The organism is Streptomyces sp. ADMS, from assembly GCF_033441795.1.
GTDB lineage: Bacteria > Actinomycetota > Actinomycetes > Streptomycetales > Streptomycetaceae > Streptomyces.
Genome location: NZ_JAVFVX010000032.1, coordinates 1 through 17,290, shown reverse-complemented (window position 1 = coordinate 17,290; position 17,290 = coordinate 1). Strand labels below are relative to the sequence as shown.

The 17,290-nt window shown below is 70.5% G+C and carries 19 protein-coding genes; 10 read left to right on the top strand and 9 right to left on the bottom strand.

Annotated features, from left to right (window positions below):
- Nucleotides 1-11: 11 nt before the first annotated feature.
- Nucleotides 12-971 carry a DMT family transporter gene (locus tag RB628_RS16355; protein ID WP_318321164.1) on the bottom strand — a complete coding sequence of 320 codons (960 nt, stop codon included), beginning with the start codon at nt 969-971 and terminating at the stop codon, nt 12-14.
- Between RB628_RS16355 and RB628_RS16350 the strand changes: the two genes are divergently transcribed.
- From RB628_RS16350 to RB628_RS16340, 3 genes are all read left to right on the top strand, one after another.
- Nucleotides 970-2,403: a PLP-dependent aminotransferase family protein gene (locus RB628_RS16350; protein ID WP_318321163.1), complete on the top strand. Its 1,434-nt coding sequence runs from the start codon at nt 970-972 to the stop codon at nt 2,401-2,403. The genes RB628_RS16355 and RB628_RS16350 overlap by 2 nt on opposite strands.
- Nucleotides 2,404-2,542: 139 nt before the next feature.
- Complete coding sequence (locus RB628_RS16345) at nt 2,543-2,698, top strand: hypothetical protein (protein ID WP_318321162.1); 156 nt, start codon at nt 2,543-2,545, stop codon at nt 2,696-2,698.
- A gap of 118 nt (nt 2,699-2,816) precedes the next feature.
- Nucleotides 2,817-3,422, top strand: a complete 606-nt coding sequence (locus tag RB628_RS16340; RefSeq protein ID WP_318321161.1) for a histidine phosphatase family protein — start codon at nt 2,817-2,819, stop codon at nt 3,420-3,422.
- Here the strand turns inward: RB628_RS16340 and RB628_RS16335 are convergent.
- Nucleotides 3,392-3,847, bottom strand: a complete 456-nt coding sequence (locus RB628_RS16335; RefSeq protein WP_318321160.1) for a DUF6314 family protein — start codon at nt 3,845-3,847, stop codon at nt 3,392-3,394. The two genes, RB628_RS16340 and RB628_RS16335, sit on opposite strands and share 31 nt — an antisense overlap.
- A 134-nt stretch (nt 3,848-3,981) precedes the next feature.
- Between RB628_RS16335 and RB628_RS16330 the strand changes: the two genes are divergently transcribed.
- Nucleotides 3,982-6,456, top strand: coding sequence for an alpha-L-arabinofuranosidase C-terminal domain-containing protein (locus RB628_RS16330; protein WP_318321159.1), 2,475 nt, complete (start codon nt 3,982-3,984; stop codon nt 6,454-6,456).
- A gap of 88 nt (nt 6,457-6,544) precedes the next feature.
- Here the strand turns inward: RB628_RS16330 and RB628_RS42630 are convergent, their stop codons facing one another.
- Complete coding sequence (locus tag RB628_RS42630) at nt 6,545-6,844, bottom strand: hypothetical protein (protein WP_412180668.1); 300 nt, start codon at nt 6,842-6,844, stop codon at nt 6,545-6,547.
- The gene (locus RB628_RS42625) at nt 6,841-7,365 is read right to left on the bottom strand and encodes a hypothetical protein (protein WP_412180667.1); all 525 of its coding nucleotides are present in this window, start codon (nt 7,363-7,365) and stop codon (nt 6,841-6,843) included. Before RB628_RS42625 ends, RB628_RS42630 begins: the two co-directional genes overlap by 4 nt.
- Nucleotides 7,366-7,432: 67 nt before the next feature.
- On the opposite strand from RB628_RS42625, the gene argC reads away from it, so the two are divergent.
- The 6 genes from argC to RB628_RS16295 all read left to right on the top strand — a co-directional run bounded on the left by argC (nt 7,433) and on the right by RB628_RS16295 (nt 12,658).
- Nucleotides 7,433-8,461 (top strand): N-acetyl-gamma-glutamyl-phosphate reductase, encoded by a 1,029-nt coding sequence (gene argC, locus RB628_RS16320; RefSeq protein WP_318321157.1) that lies wholly within the window; start codon nt 7,433-7,435, stop codon nt 8,459-8,461.
- Entirely contained in the window at nt 8,458-8,610 is a 153-nt protein-coding gene (locus RB628_RS16315) for a hypothetical protein (protein ID WP_318321156.1), read from the top strand. The genes argC and RB628_RS16315 overlap by 4 nt, the downstream gene beginning before the upstream one ends.
- Nucleotides 8,607-9,785 (top strand): bifunctional glutamate N-acetyltransferase/amino-acid acetyltransferase ArgJ, encoded by a 1,179-nt coding sequence (argJ, locus tag RB628_RS16310; protein ID WP_318321155.1) that lies wholly within the window; start codon nt 8,607-8,609, stop codon nt 9,783-9,785. The genes RB628_RS16315 and argJ overlap by 4 nt, the downstream gene beginning before the upstream one ends.
- 162 nt (nt 9,786-9,947) lie before the next feature.
- Entirely contained in the window at nt 9,948-10,886 is a 939-nt protein-coding gene (gene argB, locus RB628_RS16305; protein WP_318321154.1) for an acetylglutamate kinase, read from the top strand.
- Complete coding sequence (locus RB628_RS16300; protein WP_318321153.1) at nt 10,883-12,100, top strand: acetylornithine transaminase; 1,218 nt, start codon at nt 10,883-10,885, stop codon at nt 12,098-12,100. The genes argB and RB628_RS16300 overlap by 4 nt, the downstream gene beginning before the upstream one ends.
- 21 nt (nt 12,101-12,121) lie before the next feature.
- A complete protein-coding gene (locus RB628_RS16295; protein ID WP_318321152.1) occupies nt 12,122-12,658 on the top strand; it encodes an arginine repressor in 537 nt (178 codons plus the stop codon).
- A gap of 60 nt (nt 12,659-12,718) precedes the next feature.
- Here RB628_RS16295 and RB628_RS16290 read toward each other — a convergent pair whose 3' ends face one another.
- The 5 genes from RB628_RS16290 to RB628_RS16270 form a co-directional block, all read right to left on the bottom strand.
- Nucleotides 12,719-13,456, bottom strand: a complete 738-nt coding sequence (locus tag RB628_RS16290; protein WP_318321151.1) for an FAD:protein FMN transferase — start codon at nt 13,454-13,456, stop codon at nt 12,719-12,721.
- A 43-nt stretch (nt 13,457-13,499) separates the two neighbouring features.
- On the bottom strand, nt 13,500-14,342 hold the full coding sequence (locus RB628_RS16285; RefSeq protein WP_318321150.1) for an FMN-binding protein: 843 nt from the start codon (nt 14,340-14,342) through the stop codon (nt 13,500-13,502).
- 19 nt (nt 14,343-14,361) lie between these two features.
- Entirely contained in the window at nt 14,362-15,744 is a 1,383-nt protein-coding gene (locus tag RB628_RS16280; protein ID WP_318321149.1) for a ferredoxin reductase family protein, read from the bottom strand.
- Nucleotides 15,745-15,883: 139 nt separating this feature from the next.
- Nucleotides 15,884-16,588 carry a L,D-transpeptidase family protein gene (locus RB628_RS16275; protein WP_318321148.1) on the bottom strand — a complete coding sequence of 235 codons (705 nt, stop codon included), beginning with the start codon at nt 16,586-16,588 and terminating at the stop codon, nt 15,884-15,886.
- Nucleotides 16,589-16,591: 3 nt separating this feature from the next.
- Nucleotides 16,592-17,179, bottom strand: coding sequence for a pyridoxamine 5'-phosphate oxidase family protein (locus RB628_RS16270; protein ID WP_318321147.1), 588 nt, complete (start codon nt 17,177-17,179; stop codon nt 16,592-16,594).
- Nucleotides 17,180-17,290 lie beyond the last annotated feature (111 nt).

Sequence of the window (17,290 nt, the reverse complement as noted above, 5' to 3'; positions counted from 1 at the left end):
CCTCTCGGCTCTCAGCCGCGTGCCCGCTGGGTGACGGCGATACAGACGAGCACGGCCGCCGCCGTCAGGGGAGCGGCCGGCGTCAACTGCTCACCCAGCAGCAGGACCGACCACACCAGTGTGAGCAGGGGCTGCGCCAACTGCAACTGGCTGGCCTTCGGAACACCGATCGCGGCCATGCCCCGGTACCAGACGACCAGGCCGAGGAACTGCGACCCCACCGCCACCCACAACAGCCCGATCACGCTGTGGGCGGTGAACCGCACGGGCTCGTACGACAGTGCCAGCGCGGCGGCGGGCGCGGTGAGCGGCAGACACAGCACCAGTGCCCAGCCGATGACCTGCCGGCCCGGCATGACCCGGGCCAGCCTGCCGCCCTCGGTGTAGCCGGCCGCGCAGACCACCAGGGCGCCGAAGAGGTAGGCGTCGGCGCTGGTCAGGGCGCCGCCGCTCTGCTGGATGGTGAACGCGAGCACGGCCGCCGCGCCCGCCAGGGCCGCCGCCCAGTAGGTGCGCGAGGGCCGGGAGCCCGTGCGCAGCGCCGAGAAGAGGGCTGTCGTCAGAGGCAGCAGGCCGACCACCACGGCGGCGTGCGAGGTGGTCGAGGTCCGGAGAGCGAGCGTGGTGAGAAGCGGAAAGCCGAGGACGACTCCCGCGGCGACGACCGCGAGCCCCGCCCAGTGGTGGCGGGCGGGCAGTGGCACACGCAGCGCCAGCAGACAGCCACCCGCGACGACCGCCGCGAGGACGGTCCTTACGGCCACCAGAGACCAGGGGCCGAAGCCCTCCAGGCCCCAGGCGGTGGCCGGGAAGGTGAGTGAGAAGGCGATGACGCCGAGGGCTGCCTGAAGGGTGCCGGTGCGACGGGCCGTGGAGTTCTCGCGAACGGGGCCCGCGCCGGGGGTCCGCGCTGGAGCGGGGGCGTTGACCGCTATCCGAGTTGAGGCGGTAGCGCTATCATGTGCTCTCATGCAAGAGCGTAGCAGCGTCGACGAGCTGGCCAATCGACTGCGGCAGGAGTTGAACCGCTACTCTCCTGGTGGAAAGCTGCCGTCGAGCCGGGTGCTGGTGGAGCGCTTCCGGGTGAGCCCGGTGACCGTCTCCCGGGCGCTCGCGCAATTGGCCGCCGAGGGACTGGTCGTGACCCGTCCGGGCGCCGGCGCGTACCGCGCCGAGCCCCGGCCCACGGCCACCCCCGCCGGGGACACCTCCTGGCAGGAGGTCGCTCTGAGCGCGGACGGTGCCGCCGACCTCGTGCCGCGCACGGTGAACGCCTCCGGTGTCGTCGTCTCGCTCGCCGCGCCGCCGCCCGGGGTGATCGAGTTCAACGGCGGATATCTGCACCCCTCCCTCCAGCCCGAGCGGGCCATGGCGGCGGCTCTCTCGCGTGCCGGACGCCGTCCCGGGGCGTGGGGACGGCCGCCCCTGGACGGGCTCCCGGAGCTGCGCGAGTGGTTCGCACGGGGCATCGGCGGTGCCGTCACGGCAGCCGAGGTGCTGATCACGGCGGGCGGTCAGGCGGCTCTGACGACAGCCCTGCGGGCCCTCGCCCCGCCCGGAGCTCCGGTACTGGTCGAGTCGCCCACCTACCCCGGCATGCTGGCCATCGCCCGCGCGGCCGGCCTGCGCCCGGTGCCGGTCCCGGTGGACGTGGACGGTGTACGCCCACCGCTGCTGGCCGACGCGTTCCGGGCGACCGGCGCCCGGGTGTTCGTGTGCCAGCCCCTGTTCCAGAACCCGACCGGGGCCGTGCTCGCGCCCGAACGGCGCGCGGAGGTGCTGCGGATCGCCCGCGAGGCCGGGGCCTTCGTGATCGAGGACGACTTCGTACGGCGACTGGTGCACGAGGACGCGGCGCCGCTGCCGCGTCCGCTCGCGGCGGAGGACCCCGACGGTGTGGTCGTCCACGTCGGGTCGCTCACCAAGGCGACCTCGCCGAGTTTCCGGGTGAGCGCGCTCGCGGCCAGGGGCCCGGTGCTGGAACGGCTGCGCGCCATCCAGATCGTCGACACCCTCTTCGTCCCGCGACCCCTGCAGGAGGCGGCCCTCGAACTCGTCGGCTCACCGGCCTGGCCCCGCCATCTGCGCGCGGTGTCCACGGAGTTGAAGGTCCGTCGGGACGCGATGACGTCCGCGCTGCTGGTCTCTCTCCCCCAACTGGCGCTGCCCCACATCCCGTCGGGCGGTTACCACCTCTGGCTGCGTCTCCCCGACGGGCCGGACGATGCGGCTCTCGTCGCGGCCGCACTGCGTGCCGGCGTCGCGATCACCCCGGGCCGTCCCTACTTCAGCGCCGAACCGCCAGCGGCGCACGTGCGGTTGAGCTTCGCGGCCGTCGCGGGGGTGGGGGAGATCGGGGAGGGGGTACGGAGGTTGCGTACGGCCTGTGACGAGGTGCTCTGACGAGGTGCCCGACGCGCGGCGAGCCGCCGAAGACGTTCGACAGGGCGGGCGGGGACGGGGAACCTCCCGGCATGGAGCGACGGCGTACCGGCCTTCCCCGGGAACTACGGTGGCGGATGCGCGGGGTGCGTGCATCGGTATGGCGACGGTGCGCGAGGTGCGTGTTCTCCTCGCGGCGCCCGGGGTGCGCCGCATTCCGCTCAGCCACGCACGGTGCGCACACGGCGTCTACGAGGAGGCCGGTTTCCGGCCGCTCGACAAGCCCGTCCAGTGGATGGCGCCCCACTTCGAGTGAAGCCCTCGTGGAGTCGGCGTAAAGCCTCTGTGGCGATCGCGCAGGGAGCGGCGCGTACCTCGATAACCACTGAGTAACGCCCCTTGACCTGCGTACTTTCCCGGCCCACCATCGCCGCATGCAACTTCGGGTCACCTTCGTCGCCGCCGCGCGCAGCTCCCCGCAGCTCGCCGAGCGCTTCGACGACGACCGGCCGCTGGACCAGGCCGGCTGGGACGAGGTACAGCGCGCCGCCCACGATCTGGCGCCGCTGGCAGCGGCCGAGCTGCGCTACTGCTCGCCGACAGCGCGCAGCCGTGCCACCGGGGACGCCCTCGGCTACGGACCGCTCCTCCAGCTGGCCCTGCGCGACTGCGACATGGGCCGCTGGCGCGGGCTCACCCTCGGCGAGGCCATGGCCCGGGACCCCGGGGCCGTGGACACCTGGCTCGCCGACCCGCGCGCCACACCTCATGGCGGCGAGTCACTGCTGGACTTCATCTCGCGCGTCGGCGGCTGGCTCGACACCCGGCCCGTCGACGACGGCGGCCGGGTCGTCGCCGTGGCCGAGCCCTCGGTCATCCGCGCGGCCCTCGTCCATACTCTGAAGGCACCGCCCTCGACCTACTGGAACCTCGACGTCCGCCCCTTGTCCACGACCGTCGTCACGGGCCGTGCGGGCCGCTGGAACCTCCGTTTCGAAGGCGTGTTCCCTCAGGCGGTGCGCGGCCAGTCGCGGGCGTAGTCCGTGGTGAGGACGAGGTTGTTGGCCGGGCCCGCCACTCGCCACACCGTCCGCCGGCGGTCCGTGTCCAGGACCGTGAACTCGCCGCGGTAGAGATCGGCCGCACAGGGATGGCGGGTGACCCATCGGCCCGACGTCAGGTCCAGATCGTGGAACGGGCGGCCGTCCGCGAAACGCACGTCCGCCGTGCCGGGGGTGGCGTCAGGGAGGAAGCGGAGTGTCCGCTCGGCGGGGCGGGCGACGCCCTGCACCACGAACGTGCCCGACTCGTGGTGCAGCAAGCCTCCGCCGTACAACGGGCTGAACATAGTGGTGCCGGTGAAGGACCCCTCGTCCGTGCTCCCGAGATCCCGGACCGTTGGCTCCACCCGCCAACTCCCCGCCAGATACAGCAGTACAGCGGCGACTGGCCGGAACTCGCCCATGCCGCCGCCCTTCCGAAACATTCGAGCTGCCGCACGCCCCATTGACGCACTTGGGTCACATACCTATCTTGCCGTTCGAAGTGCTGATCGTCGTCCGGTATACCGAACTGCATCGACAGAGCCGCGGAGTATCCATGACAAGCACACGCACCCGCTGGAGACTAGGTCTCACGGCCACCGCACTCCTGGTGGTCTCGGCGGTCGTCCCCGCCCCGGCCAACGCCGAGGACATCACCGACTACGTCATCACCGTGGACCCCGCCGCCAAGGGTGCCGAGATCGACGACACCATGTACGGCGTCTTCTTCGAGGACATCAACCGCGCCGCCGACGGCGGTCTGTACGCCGAACTCGTGCAGAACCGATCCTTTGAGTACTCCACCGCCGACAACCGCTCGTACACGCCCCTCACCTCCTGGGCCGTCAGCGGTACGGCGACGGCCCTGAACGACGACGGGCGTCTGAACGCCCGCAACCGCACCTACCTCTCCCTGGGCGCCGGCTCGTCCGTCACCAACTCCGGCTACAACACCGGGGTCAGGGTCGAGAGCGGCAGGAAGTACGACTTCTCCGTCTGGGCACGCGCCGACCAGGCCACTGCGATCACCGTGTCCCTCGCCGACGCCGAGGGCACCCTCGCCGAGGCCCGCCAGGTCGCGGTGCAGGACGGCTGGGCCAAGTACCGGGCGCGGTTCACCGCGACCCGCTCCAGCACCGACGGGCGGCTCACGGTCGCGACGGACAGCTCCGTTGCCCTCGACATGGTTTCGCTGCTGCCCCGGGACACGTACAAGGGTCACGGGCTGCGCGAGGACCTCGCCGAGAAGATCGCCGCGCTCGATCCCGGTTTCGTACGATTCCCGGGCGGCTGCCTGGTCAACACCGGGTCCATGCAGGACTACAGCGAGGCCTCGAACTGGGAGCGCAAGCGCTCGTACCAGTGGAAGGACACCATCGGGCCGGTCGAGCAGCGCGCGACCAACTCCAACTTCTGGGGCTACAACCAGAGTTACGGGATCGGCTACTACGAGTACTTCCAGTTCTCGGAGGACGTGGGCGCGATGCCGCTGCCCGTCGTCCCGGCCCTGGTCACCGGCTGCGGGCAGAACCAGGCCGTTGTCGACGAGGCGCTGCTCAAGCGGCACATCCAGGACACCCTCGACCTCATCGAGTTCGCCAACGGGTCCGTGACGAGCGAGTGGGGCCGCAAGCGGGCGCAGATGGGCCACCCCAAGCCCTTCCGCCTCACCCACATCGAGGTGGGCAACGAGGAGAACCTGCCGAACGAGTTCTTCGCCCGTTTCACGGAGTTCCGGACCGCCATCGAGGCCAAGTACCCGGACATCACGATCATCTCCAACTCCGGCCCGGACGACAGCGGTTCGACCTTCGACACCGCCTGGCAGCTCAACCGGGACGCGAACGTCGACATGGTCGACGAGCACTACTACAACAGCACGAACTGGTTCCTCCAGAACAACGACCGCTACGACTCGTACGACAGGAACGGCCCCAAGGTCTTCCTCGGCGAGTACGCCTCCGGCGGCAACACCTTCAAGAACGCCCTCTCCGAGGCCGCGTTCATGACGGGCCTGGAGCGCAACGCGGACGTCGTCAAGCTCGCCTCGTACGCCCCGCTGCTCGCCAACGAGGACGCCGTGCAGTGGCGCCCGGACATGATCTGGTTCAACAACCACGCGTCCTGGGGTTCGTCCTCGTACGAGGTGCAGAAGCTGTTCATGACCAACGTCGGCGACCGCGTGGTGCCCACCACCGCCACCGGCACGCCGTCGGTGAGCGGCCCGATCTCGGGAGCCGTCGGTCTGTCGACATGGGCGACCACGGCGGCGTACGACGATGTGAAGGTCACCGGCGCGGACGGCACGGCACTGCTGAGCGACGACTTCTCGGGTGACGCCTCCCGGTGGACTCATACCGGGGGCGGGAGCTGGACGGTCCAGGACGGACAGTACGTCCAGACGGACGTCGCCGCCGAGAACACCATGGTCTCCGCGGGGGACCCCGCCTGGCACGACTACGACCTGCATGTGAAGGCCACCAAGAAGTCCGGCAAGGAGGGCTTCCTCGTCGCCTTCGGCGTCAAGGACACCGGCAACTACTACTGGTGGAACCTGGGCGGCTGGAACAACACCCTGAACGCTGTCGAGCAGGCCTCGGACGGCGGCAAGTCGACGCTCGTGTCGAAGGCGGGCTCGATCGACACGGGCCGCGCCTACGACATCGACGTCAAGGTACGGGGCCGTCAGGTCACCCTCTACCTCGACGGCCAGGAGTGGGGCGGCTTCACCGACGACAAGCCGGCCGAGCCGTTCCGTCAGATCGTCACCAGGGACGCGAAGACCGGTGACCTGATCGTCAAGGTCGTCAACGCCCAGGCGGCGCAGGCCCGTACGACGATCGACCTCGGCGGGGCGAAGGTCAGGTCCAAGGCCGCGGTGACGACGCTGGCCGCCGCGCCGGACGCGGTGAACAGCGAGACGGCGACGCCGGTGGCGCCGGTGAAGTCGACCTTCGAGAGCGTCGCGAGCAGGTTCACGTACACGTTCCCGGCGAACTCCGTCACCTTCCTGCGGATCAGGAAGGGGTGACGGTGAGGGCCGACGGGGGAAACAGCTGACCGGACGGGCGGCTCGGGTGCCGAAGGGTACCCGGGTCGCCCGTACCCGGTTCGGCCGATCAGACGGTCGCCGCGACGAACGCTCCGTCCACGAGGACCGGCACCACCGCGCTCGCATCAACCTCCGTCGCGATCGCCACGTCCTCGGGGAAGCCGCCGTCGATCAGTTCCCGCCCCGAGGCGCTCGCGAAGACGTCGGCGGCGACGTCCGGGGAGGCGGTGAAGGCGGTGGAGACCGTGGCGGCCTCGGGAGAGAGCCGTACGACCGCTGCCGTGGATGTCCAGCGAGGCGACGACGGCGCCCGCCCCCAGCAGGTCCTCCAGGGCCGGCCGCAGGCTGCCGTCGGGCCGGCGCTCACCGGCGGCGATCACGCAGACCGGCCGCTCGGCGGTTCCGTACCCCCGCTCGGCGAGCCATGCGCCCACGGTGGTGGCGTTGCGCAGGCAGGCGGCCACTACCCTGGTCGTGTCGCCGGCCGCCGCCGAGATGGCCGAGCCGTTGGGGGACAGCAGCACCAGCCGGGCGGCGAAGGGCGCCCGGCGCAGCGCCGCCGGGGAAAGCGACCAGGGTGGGCCGGGGCTCACCGACCGACGGCCAGCCGGCGTCCTTCTGCTCGGCGAAGGCCGTGGCCGTGCCGTCGTGCCACGGATAGGGGAAGACGCGGGCACCGGCCTCGACCGCGACCGAGACCGACGTCGTGAACGACAGCACATCGACGACGACCAGGCAGGACACCTCGCGGGCGAGGTGTTGCGCACCCGTCGGCCCCCACTCCAAGCGGCCCCCGTACCCGGACTGGAGACAGTCCTCACGCATACCGATGATCGTGCCATGGGCATGCTCGACGTGCTGCCCGTACCGGTCCGCCGGGCTCCGCATATCGATCCATGAGATTGCATAAACGTGCAGCGAAACGTATAGTCATGCCATCTAGGAGGAGGGTTCCATGGCGGTACGTGTGGCGGTGGCCGGAGCGAGTGGGTACGCGGGCGGGGAACTGCTGCGCCTGCTCCTCGTCCACCCCGAGGTGGAGATCGGCGCCCTGACCGGCAACTCCAACGCCGGACAGCTGCTCGGCGCCCTGCAGCCGCATCTGCTGCCGCTGGCCGACCGTGTGCTCCAGGAGACCACACCCGACGTGCTCGCCGGGCACGATGTCGTCTTCCTCGCGCTGCCGCACGGACAGTCCGCCGCCGTCGCCGAGCAGCTCGGGCCGGATGTCCTCGTCGTCGACATGGGCGCCGACTTCCGGCTCCACGACGCGGCCGACTGGGAGAAGTTCTACGGTTCCGCGCACGCCGGGACCTGGCCCTACGGCCTCCCCGAACTGCCGGGTGCCCGCGCCGCGCTGGAGGGGTCCAAGCGTGTCGCGGTGCCCGGTTGCTATCCGACCGCCGTCTCGCTCGCCCTCTTCCCTGCCTACGCCGCCGGGATCGCCGAGCCCGAGGCCGTGATCGTCGCCGCCTCCGGGACCTCCGGCGCCGGCAAGGCGGCCAGGACACACCTGCTGGGCAGTGAGGTCATGGGGTCCATGTCGCCGTACGGGGTCGGCGGCGGTCACCGGCACACGCCCGAGATCGTCCAGAACCTCAGCGGCGCCGCGGGCTCGCCCGTCGCCGTCTCCTTCACGCCCACCCTCGCCCCCATGTCCCGCGGCATCCTCGCCACCTGCACCGCCGCCGCCCGTTCCGGCGTCACCGCCGAGTCCGTGCGCGCCGCCTACGAGAAGGCGTTCGCCGACGAGCCGTTCGTGCACCTCCTTCCGGAGGGGCAGTGGCCGGCCACGGCGTCCGTCTACGGTTCCAACGCCGTTCAGGTACAGGTCGCGTACGACGAGTCCGTGCGCCGCATCATCGCGATCAGTGCCATCGACAACCTGACCAAGGGCACCGCGGGCGGTGCCGTCCAGAGCATGAACATCGCCCTCGGGCTCGACGAGACCACCGGGCTTTCCACGATCGGAGTCGCACCGTGAGCGACGCACGTGCAGCCACCGGACCGCAGGCAACCGGGGGCACCTCCCGGGCTCTTGAGGCACTGGGGGAGAAACCCGCACTTCTGCGCTGCACGGGCGACGGTGACATGAGCCGCTACCGCGGCGGAGCGAACAAGGAGACGCAGTGAGTGTCACGGCAGCAAAGGGGTTCACGGCCGCGGGTATCGCGGCCGGGATCAAGGAGAACGGCAACCCGGACCTTGCCCTGGTGGTCAACAACGGACCCCGCCTCGCCGCCGCAGGCGTCTTCACCTCCAACCGTGTCAAGGCCGCACCCGTGCTCTGGTCGGAACAGGTCCTGAGGGGCGGCGAGTTGACCGCCGTCGTCCTCAACTCCGGTGGGGCAAACGCCTGTACGGGTCCGAAGGGCTTCCAGGACACCCACGCCACCGCGGAGAAGGTGGCCGAGTCCCTCAACAGCGCCGGGCTCGACGAGACGGGCGGTCATGCCCCGGGCATGATCGCCGTCTGCTCCACGGGCCTCATCGGACTGCTCCTGCCGATGGACAAGCTGCTGCGGGGCGTCGACAAGGCCGTCGCCCAACTCGGCCCGCACGGCGGCGAGAAGGCCGCCATCGCCATCAAGACCACCGACTCCGTCCACAAGACGGCCGTCGTCAGCAAGGACGGCTGGACCGTGGGCGGCATGGCCAAGGGCGCGGGCATGCTCGCCCCGGGCCTCGCCACCATGCTCGTCGTCCTCACGACGGACGCGGACGTCGACAGCGAGCACCTCGACAAGGCCCTCCGCGCCGCCACCCGCACCACCTTCGACCGCGTCGACTCCGACGGCTGCATGTCCACCAACGACACCGTGCTGCTGCTCGCCTCCGGTGCCTCAGAGGTCACTCCGGACCAGGCCGAGTTCGCGGAGGCCGTACGCGCAGTCTGTGACGACCTCGGGCAGCAGCTGATCCGGGACGCCGAGGGCGCCAGCAAGGACATCAAGGTCGAGGTGGTGAACGCGGCCAGCGAGGACGACGCTGTCGAGGTCGGCCGCTCCATCGCCCGCAACAACCTCCTCAAGTGCGCCATCCACGGCGAGGACCCCAACTGGGGCCGAGTCCTCTCCGCCATTGGCACAACGCAGGCCGCCTTCGAGCCGGACCGGTTGAACGTAGCCATCAACGGCGTCTGGGTCTGCAAGAACGGCGGCGTCGGCGAGGACCGGGGCAAGGTCGACATGCGCTACCGCGAGGTCCACATCACGGCGGACCTCGCGGCAGGCAATGAGTCTGCGGTCATCTGGACCAACGACCTGACGGCCGACTATGTCCACGAGAACAGCGCGTACTCGTCTTGACGTGCCCGCTTGGTTGTCGCGGGTCCTCGTCGTCGCCGACGAGGGTTCCTGGTTCATCGGCAGCAGCTCGCCCCGGACGAGTCCGGGATGAGTCTTACGCCACCTCCGCAGGCCAACACCGCCCGCCCGGCGGCTGATCCGAGATCTTTCCGAAAGTCGGCTATGACGGTAAATCACCCAGAAGAGCGAAAGTCTTCGACTCGTAAGCACACCGCGCTGCCCAAGGCCAGGATCCTCATCGAAGCGCTCCCCTGGCTGACCCGCCACAACGGCAAGGTCGTCGTCATCAAGTTCGGCGGAAACGCCATGGTGAACGAGGAGTTGAAGGACGCCTTCGCCCAGGACGTCGTCTTCCTTCGTCAGGCCGGCCTCAAGCCCGTCGTCGTGCACGGCGGCGGGCCGCAGATCAGCGCCGCGCTCGACAGACACGGCATCGTCAGCGAGTTCAAGGCAGGCCTCAGGGTCACCACCGAGGACGCAATGGACGTCGTACGCATGGTGCTGGCCGGACAGGTCCAGCGGGAACTGGTCGGGCTGCTCAACCAGCACGGGCCGCTCGCCGTCGGGTTGACCGGCGAGGACGCGCACACCATCACCGCCATCAAGCACCAGCCCGAGATCGACGGGGAGTTGGTCGACATCGGGCGGGTGGGCGAGATCACCGCGATCGACACGGGCGCGATCGAGGCACTGCTCGCCGACGGCCGTATCCCGGTCGTCTCGTCGATCGCCCGTAGCCAGGACGACGGACATGTCTACAACGTCAATGCTGATACGGCGGCTGCGGCACTCGCTGCTGCTCTTGGCGCCGAAACACTCATGGTCCTCACGGACGTCGAGGGCCTCTACGAGGACTGGCCCAACTCCGACGAGGTGATCAGTCGCCTCACCGCTTCCCAACTGGAGAAGCTGCTCCCGGAGTTGAGCTCCGGCATGGTGCCGAAGATGGAGGGCTGCCTGCACGCAGTGCGCAACGGCGTCACCACCGCCCGTGTCATCGACGGCCGGGTCCAGCACTCGATCCTGCTGGAGATCTTCACGGACGAGGGCATCGGCACGATGGTCGTGGCCGACGCGGAAGAAGAGGGGGACGCCGTATGAACGCCGGCCAGGACCTGAGCGCCAACCAGGAGCTGACGCAGCGCTGGCAGGGCGCGCTCATGAACAACTACGGCACCCCCCGGCTGCCCCTCGTCCGCGGCGCGGGCAGCACGGTGTGGGACGCCGACGGCAAGATGTACGTCGACTTCGTGGGCGGCATCGCCGTCAACGCGCTCGGCCACGCCCACCCGGCGATCGTCGAGGCGGTCTCCACCCAGATCGCGTCGCTCGGCCATGTCTCCAACCTCTTCGTCGCCGAACCGCCCGTCGCGCTCGCCGAACAGCTGCTCCAGCGCTTCGGCCGGGACGGCAAGGTGTTCTTCTGCAACTCGGGCGCAGAGGCCAACGAGGGTGCCTTCAAGATCGGCCGGCTGACCGGACGGGGGCACATGGTCGCCACCGAGGGCGGCTTCCACGGGCGGACCATGGGCGCCCTCGCGCTCACCGGCCAGCCCGCGAAGCGGGAGCCCTTCGTGCCGCTGCCCGGTGACGTCACGTACGTCCCGTACGGCGACGCGCAGGCGCTGGCCGCCGCCGTCACCGACGAGACCGCCCTCGTCATCATCGAGCCGGTCCAGGGGGAGAACGGCGTCGTGGTCCCGCCCGCCGGCTATCTGAAGGCCGCGCGTGCCATCACCGCCGCCACCGGCGCCCTGCTCGTCCTCGACGAGGTGCAGACCGGCGTCGGCCGTACCGGGCACTGGTTCGAGTACCAGGCCCACGAGGGCGTCCTGCCCGACGTCGTCACCCTTGCCAAGGGCCTCGGCGGCGGACTGCCCCTCGGCGCGACCGTCGCCTTCGGCCGCGCCGCAGACCTGCTCAGGCCCGGCCAGCACGGCACGACGTTCGGCGGCAACCCGATCGCCTGCGCCGCCGGACTGGCCGTACTGGAGACCATCCAGGCCGAGGGGCTGCTGGAGAACGTCAAGCGGCAGAGCGAGAAGCTGCGCGTGGGAATCGAGGGCACCGACGGCAGTTCGTGCCACCCGCTGATCGACCACGTCCGGGGCGCGGGACTTCTCCTGGGTATCGTGCTCAAGGAGCCCCTCGCGCCCCAGGTGCAGCAGGCGGCTCAGGACGCCGGGTTCCTGGTGAACGCGCCCGCTCCCGATGTCGTACGGCTCATGCCGCCGTTGAACATCGGTGACGCCGAAGTGGACGCGTTTCTCCAGGCACTTCCCGGAGTTCTCGACGCGGTTGACGGGAAGGACTGACCGGGGAATGAGACGACGACGATGACGCAGGCGCAGGATCACGATCACGCGGGGCCTGCGGTACCGCAGACCCGCACCGCACGCCACCGCCGGATTGTGGACATCCTCAACCGGCAACCGGTGCGGTCGCAGAGTCAGTTGGCGAAGCTGCTCGCGGATGACGGGCTGACCGTCACGCAGGCGACGCTGTCCAGGGACCTGGACGAACTGAACGCGGTGAAGATCCGCAACACCGACGGTGATCTCATCTACGCGGTGCCCAGCGAGGGCGGATTCCGTACGCCCCGGGCGCCGTTGGGGGAGTCGGCGAAGGAGGAGCGGATGCGGCGGCTGTCCGCGGAGTTGCTGATCTCCGCGGAGGCTTCCGCGAATCTCGTGGTCCTGCGTACCCCTCCGGGGGCCGCGCAGTTCTTGGCCTCGGCCATTGACCAGGCCGAACTGCACGACATTCTGGGGACCATCGCGGGGGACGACACGCTGATGCTGATCAGTCGGGATCCCGTGGGGGGACAGGCGTTGGCTGATCATTTGTTGGGGCTGGCTCAGAAGAACCATTGACGGTTGTCTGTCGGGCGCGGGCCGGTCAGGGCTTGTCGCGCAGTTCCCGCCCCCGAAACCTCAGCCGAGCCTTCTCGCAAGTCCCCCGGTGCATCGCACCTCGTCGCCCGCCGTGATCAGTAGTGCCTCTACGTCCGGCAGCGACTCCAGCCACCGCAGCGCCTGCCTCGACCCCATCGCGAACGCCGCCGTCGCCCACGCGTCCGCCCAGATCAGTTTCGGGGCCACCACCGTCACCGCGACCAGGTCCGTCACCGCAGACCTGCCGGTGCGGGGGTCGACGATGTGGGTGCCGCGTTCCGCCGTGCCGGACGTCGCCACCGCCAACTCGTCGGTGCCCGCCGCCGAGACCACGGCCGCCAGGCCGCCCGGGCGGAGGGGGTCGGAGACACCCACCCGCCAAGGGCGCTGCGGCCCGGGCGCACCGCACAGCTGCACGTCTCCGCCACCGTTCACGCTGACCCCGCTCACGCCGGCCGCGCTCAGTGTTCTCGCCGCGCGCTCCACCGCCCAGCCCTTGACCAGGCCCGTCGGATCGATCTGCCCCTGGTAGGTGTGGCTGAACCACCCCTCGCTCAGCTGCTCCGCCTCGGCGCACAGGCCGAGTACCTCGGCGACCTCCGGGTCGCAGTCGGCGACGGTGATCTCACCGCGGGCGAGGCGGGAGATCTGGCTGTTCTCCCGGTAGGTGCTGAACACTTCGTTGGCCCTGTGCAGTCCGGCGACCGCTGATGCCAGCGCCGCCTCGACCGCACGTGGGTCCCCGCCGCGGACGTCAAAAGAGAAGACGGTCCCCATGACCTCCTCAGCATGACGCACCGCGACGGGAGCTTCGGCGGGATCAACCACCGGCCTGGTCCAGGGCCGACTGGAGGGACTCCTTGTAGCCCGCGCTCGTGTAGCTGGCGCCGGACACCGCGTCGATGTCACCGTCGCCCGCCGTCACCGCCTCCTGGTTGAGCTTGGGGATCGCGTCGCCGGAGATCTGGTCGCTCCGGCCGCCGCTGGGCGCCTGGACCGCGGACGCCGACGTGATCCTGCCGTCGGTCAGCCTGATGCGGACCTGCACCGGGCCGTACTCCGTCTGGACGACGCTCCCGGTGAACGTGCCGCCCCCGTCGGAGGTCGCCCCGCCTTCCGCCGCCCCGCTGTCCGCCGCCCCCGCGCCGGCCGAGGCGTCCGCCGAACCCGCTGCCGAGTCCGCCGCACCCGCCCCTGTGCCCGTGCCCGACTCGGCGGGAACCTTGTCCAGGGCGGACTGGAGGGACTCCTTGTAGCCCGCGCTGGTGTAGGTGGCGCCGGAGACGGCGTCGATGTCGGCGGTGCCGGCGGCGACGGCTGCCTGGTTGAGCTTGGGTACGGCGTTGCCGGAGATCTGGGTGCTCTGGCCGCCGCTGGGGGTTTGGACGGCCTCCGCTTTGGTGATCTTGCCGCCGCTGACCGTGATGCGGACCTGGACCGGACCGTACTGCGTGTCGACCGCGTCGCCGGTGAAGGTGCCGTCCTTGGCGGACGCGCCGCCCTGGGCCGCTTCCTGGGCCGCCGCCGTCTGCTGCGGCAGGGCGCCGGCCGCCTGCGCGGACCCGGGGTCCGACGTCGGCTTCAGCGTCAGCAGCAGGACGATTCCGGAGACTGTGGCGGCGCTCGCCAGCATGACGCGCCGAAAGGGGTGACTCTTCTTCATCGCTCCTGACTCCCGTCGCTCACATCTCGAACGACTCGTGGTGGATACGGCGCGCCGGAACACCCGCGCCGCGCAATGCCTCGTACACCCCCTGCGCGAAGCCGGGGGGCCCGCACAGGAAGACGTCGTGGTCGTCGATGTCCGGCAGCTTCCGGCGCAGCGACTCCGGCGAGATGTCCGGGCGCTCTCCGTCGGGGCTGTTCACCGCGTACATCAGGCGGGCGCCGCGCTCGTTGGCGATGGCCGCCAGCTCGTCCCAGAGGGCCAGGTCCTGGGTGCTGTTGGCCCGGTAGAGAAGGGTCAGGTCGCCCGCCGCGCCGGGCAGGGTCTCGAACAGGGCGCGCATCGGGGTGATGCCGACGCCGCCCGCCACCAGCAGGACCTTGCCGCGGCTGCGCTTGGCGGCGGTCAGGGCGCCGTACGGGCCCTCGGCCCACACGCGGGTGCCGGGCTCCAGGTCGCGCAGGGCCGAGCTGTGGTCGCCGATCGCCTTCACGGTGATGCGCAGCATGTTGGGGCGCGGGGCCGCCGACAGCGAGTACGGGTGCGAGCTGAACCGCATACCGGGGGCCAGGAAGCGCCAGCGGAAGAACTGGCCCGCCTCCGCGCCCATCCGGTGCAGCTTCCGGCCGCTCATCAGCACGGACACGATGCCCGGGGTCTCCTCGATGACCGCCTCGACGCGCAGCCGGTGCCGCATGTTCAGCCGGATCGGTGTGAAGACGCGGTACCAGAGGACCAGCGCGGTCACCGAGCCGTACAGCGCGTACCAGACGGTCTTCGCGGCCGGCTCCACGACGAATTCGTTGCCCGTGGAGAGCTGGTGCCAGAACGTCAGGAACGTGGCCGCGTACGTCAGCAGGTGCACGTGGTACCAGAGGTCGTACGGGATCACGCGCCGGACCGGGCCGATGGAGATGAGCCCGATGAACACCAGCAGGCCCGTGCCGATCGCCGCCTTGCCCATGTCGGGCAACTGGTTGACCGAGTCGACCGTCTGCTGGACGATGTCGGCGAACGTGAGCCCGGCCTGGAGGGCGTATCCGTACATGATCAGCACGACGTGTGCCACGACCAGACAGAGCGTGTACCGGCCGCTCATCGCGTGCCAGCGCGCCACCCGGTCCGACCCGACCCGGCGCTCCAGCGCGGGCACCCGGGCCATCTGGAGCACCACCAGCGCCATCAGGTAGCCGCCGAGCAGACCGGTGATCCGGCCCGCCGCGATGACCTGGGCGGTGGTGTCGGCCAGGGACGGGGTGTTGCTCCACCACAGCCAGATCACGCCGGCCGCGCCCGCCGCCACGGCGAGCAGCAACGGGACGGCGGGGGAGCGGCGAGGTCGGATGCGGCGCATCGTCTGGCGCCGCGCGGCACGTCCGCCTGCGATCGTGGTGGTCACGGTTCCTCCGTGGGACGGGGTCGAGACGAGAGGCTTGGCCCCTTGACCCACACATACGTGCCACGACCGCTGAGTGTTCAGCGGCCTGTTCAGTCCACAGGACCGGGAGTGACGACCGGTAACACCCGCTCGGCGGTGCTCAGTAGCGGGTGATGGCCGTCGGCCCGCTCGCCGTGCCGATCGCGATGTGCGGGCGGCGGGCCGGATCGGCCCACGCCAGGATCGCCCGCATCGCCTCCGCCGGGACCGACACGCAACCGGCCGTTGCCCCACGCCCGTTGACGTGCAGGAAGATGCCCGCGCCGCGCTTCCGTACGGGCTCGGCGTAGTTGAAACCGATGACGTACGCGTGCGCGTACTGCGTGGTGTACGAGATCAGGTGCTCGGACTCACCTGCCCGGCAGTCGGCGGGGCGGGGTTCGGTCCAGCGGTTGTAGGAGCGCGAGTCGTTGTCCTGGCACCACCAGGAGTTCTGCCGCACGGGCCGGTACGTGACCTCGGTGCCGGCCGGCGCCTCCTTGATGCCGAAGGCGTAGGGGAGGTCGTACAGCCCGGTGGGAGTGGTGTTCGTGCCCTGTCCGCGCAGGCCGCCCTCGACGAGCCCGTTCGCACCGAAGCGGGCGGACGCGGAACCGGCCTTCGTCCACCGCCCGTCGCGCAGATCCCACCAGGTGACCGTGCCCGAGGTCGCCCGGGCGCGCGGCGCCTGAGCCGTGATCAGCTGGGAGCCGCCGCCGGTGTCGGCCATCCGGGCGGGCAGCGGCGGCGCGGGCGTGGGCGGAGCACCGGGGGCGAGCACGAGAAGGGACGCGGACGCGAGGACGACGGCGGCTCCGGGACGCATGGCTCAGACGCTACTGGGCGGGAGCGGCAACGGCAGCCCGGGTAGTCCGTCCAGGCTTGTCGCGATGTGGTCCTTCTTCTCGAAGTAGGCGCTGAGCGAGGCGTCGTCCTCGCGTGCGAAGCGCCTGCCGTGCAGGTCGCGGTCGCCGTCGTACGACATGAGGGGCACCGAGTATCCGCAGCTGTCCCGGACGAGTTCGGCCCGTACGACGATGACCGCGCGCAGGCCGTGGGCGGTGGCGTCGATGTCCGGGAAGCGGGCGAGGAGCCCGGGGAAGCGCGGGTCGTCACGGAAGACCGGCTCACCGCGGCCGTGCACCCGGACGATGTTCGGCGGGCCGTCGAAGGCGCACCACATGAGGGTGATCCGGCCGTTCTCGCGCAGATGGGCGACCGTCTCGGCGTTGCTGCCCGCGAAGTCGAGGTAGGCCACGGTCAGCTCGTCGAGGATCACGAAGGAGCCCTTGAGGCCCTTGGGGGAGAGGTTGACCGTGCCGTCGCCGGACAGCGGAGCCGTCGCGGTGAAGAAGAGGGGCTGCGCCTCGATGAACGTACGCAGGCGGCCGTCGATGCGTTCGTAAGTCTTTCCCATGACTAAGTATTGTCGGGGAAAGTCGTTCACGTGTCTAAGGTTTTTACCGTCCTGTCCGTGACCGCACGGGACCGTGGCCGCCCCGGGCCGACGCAAGCGTCGGCCCGGGGC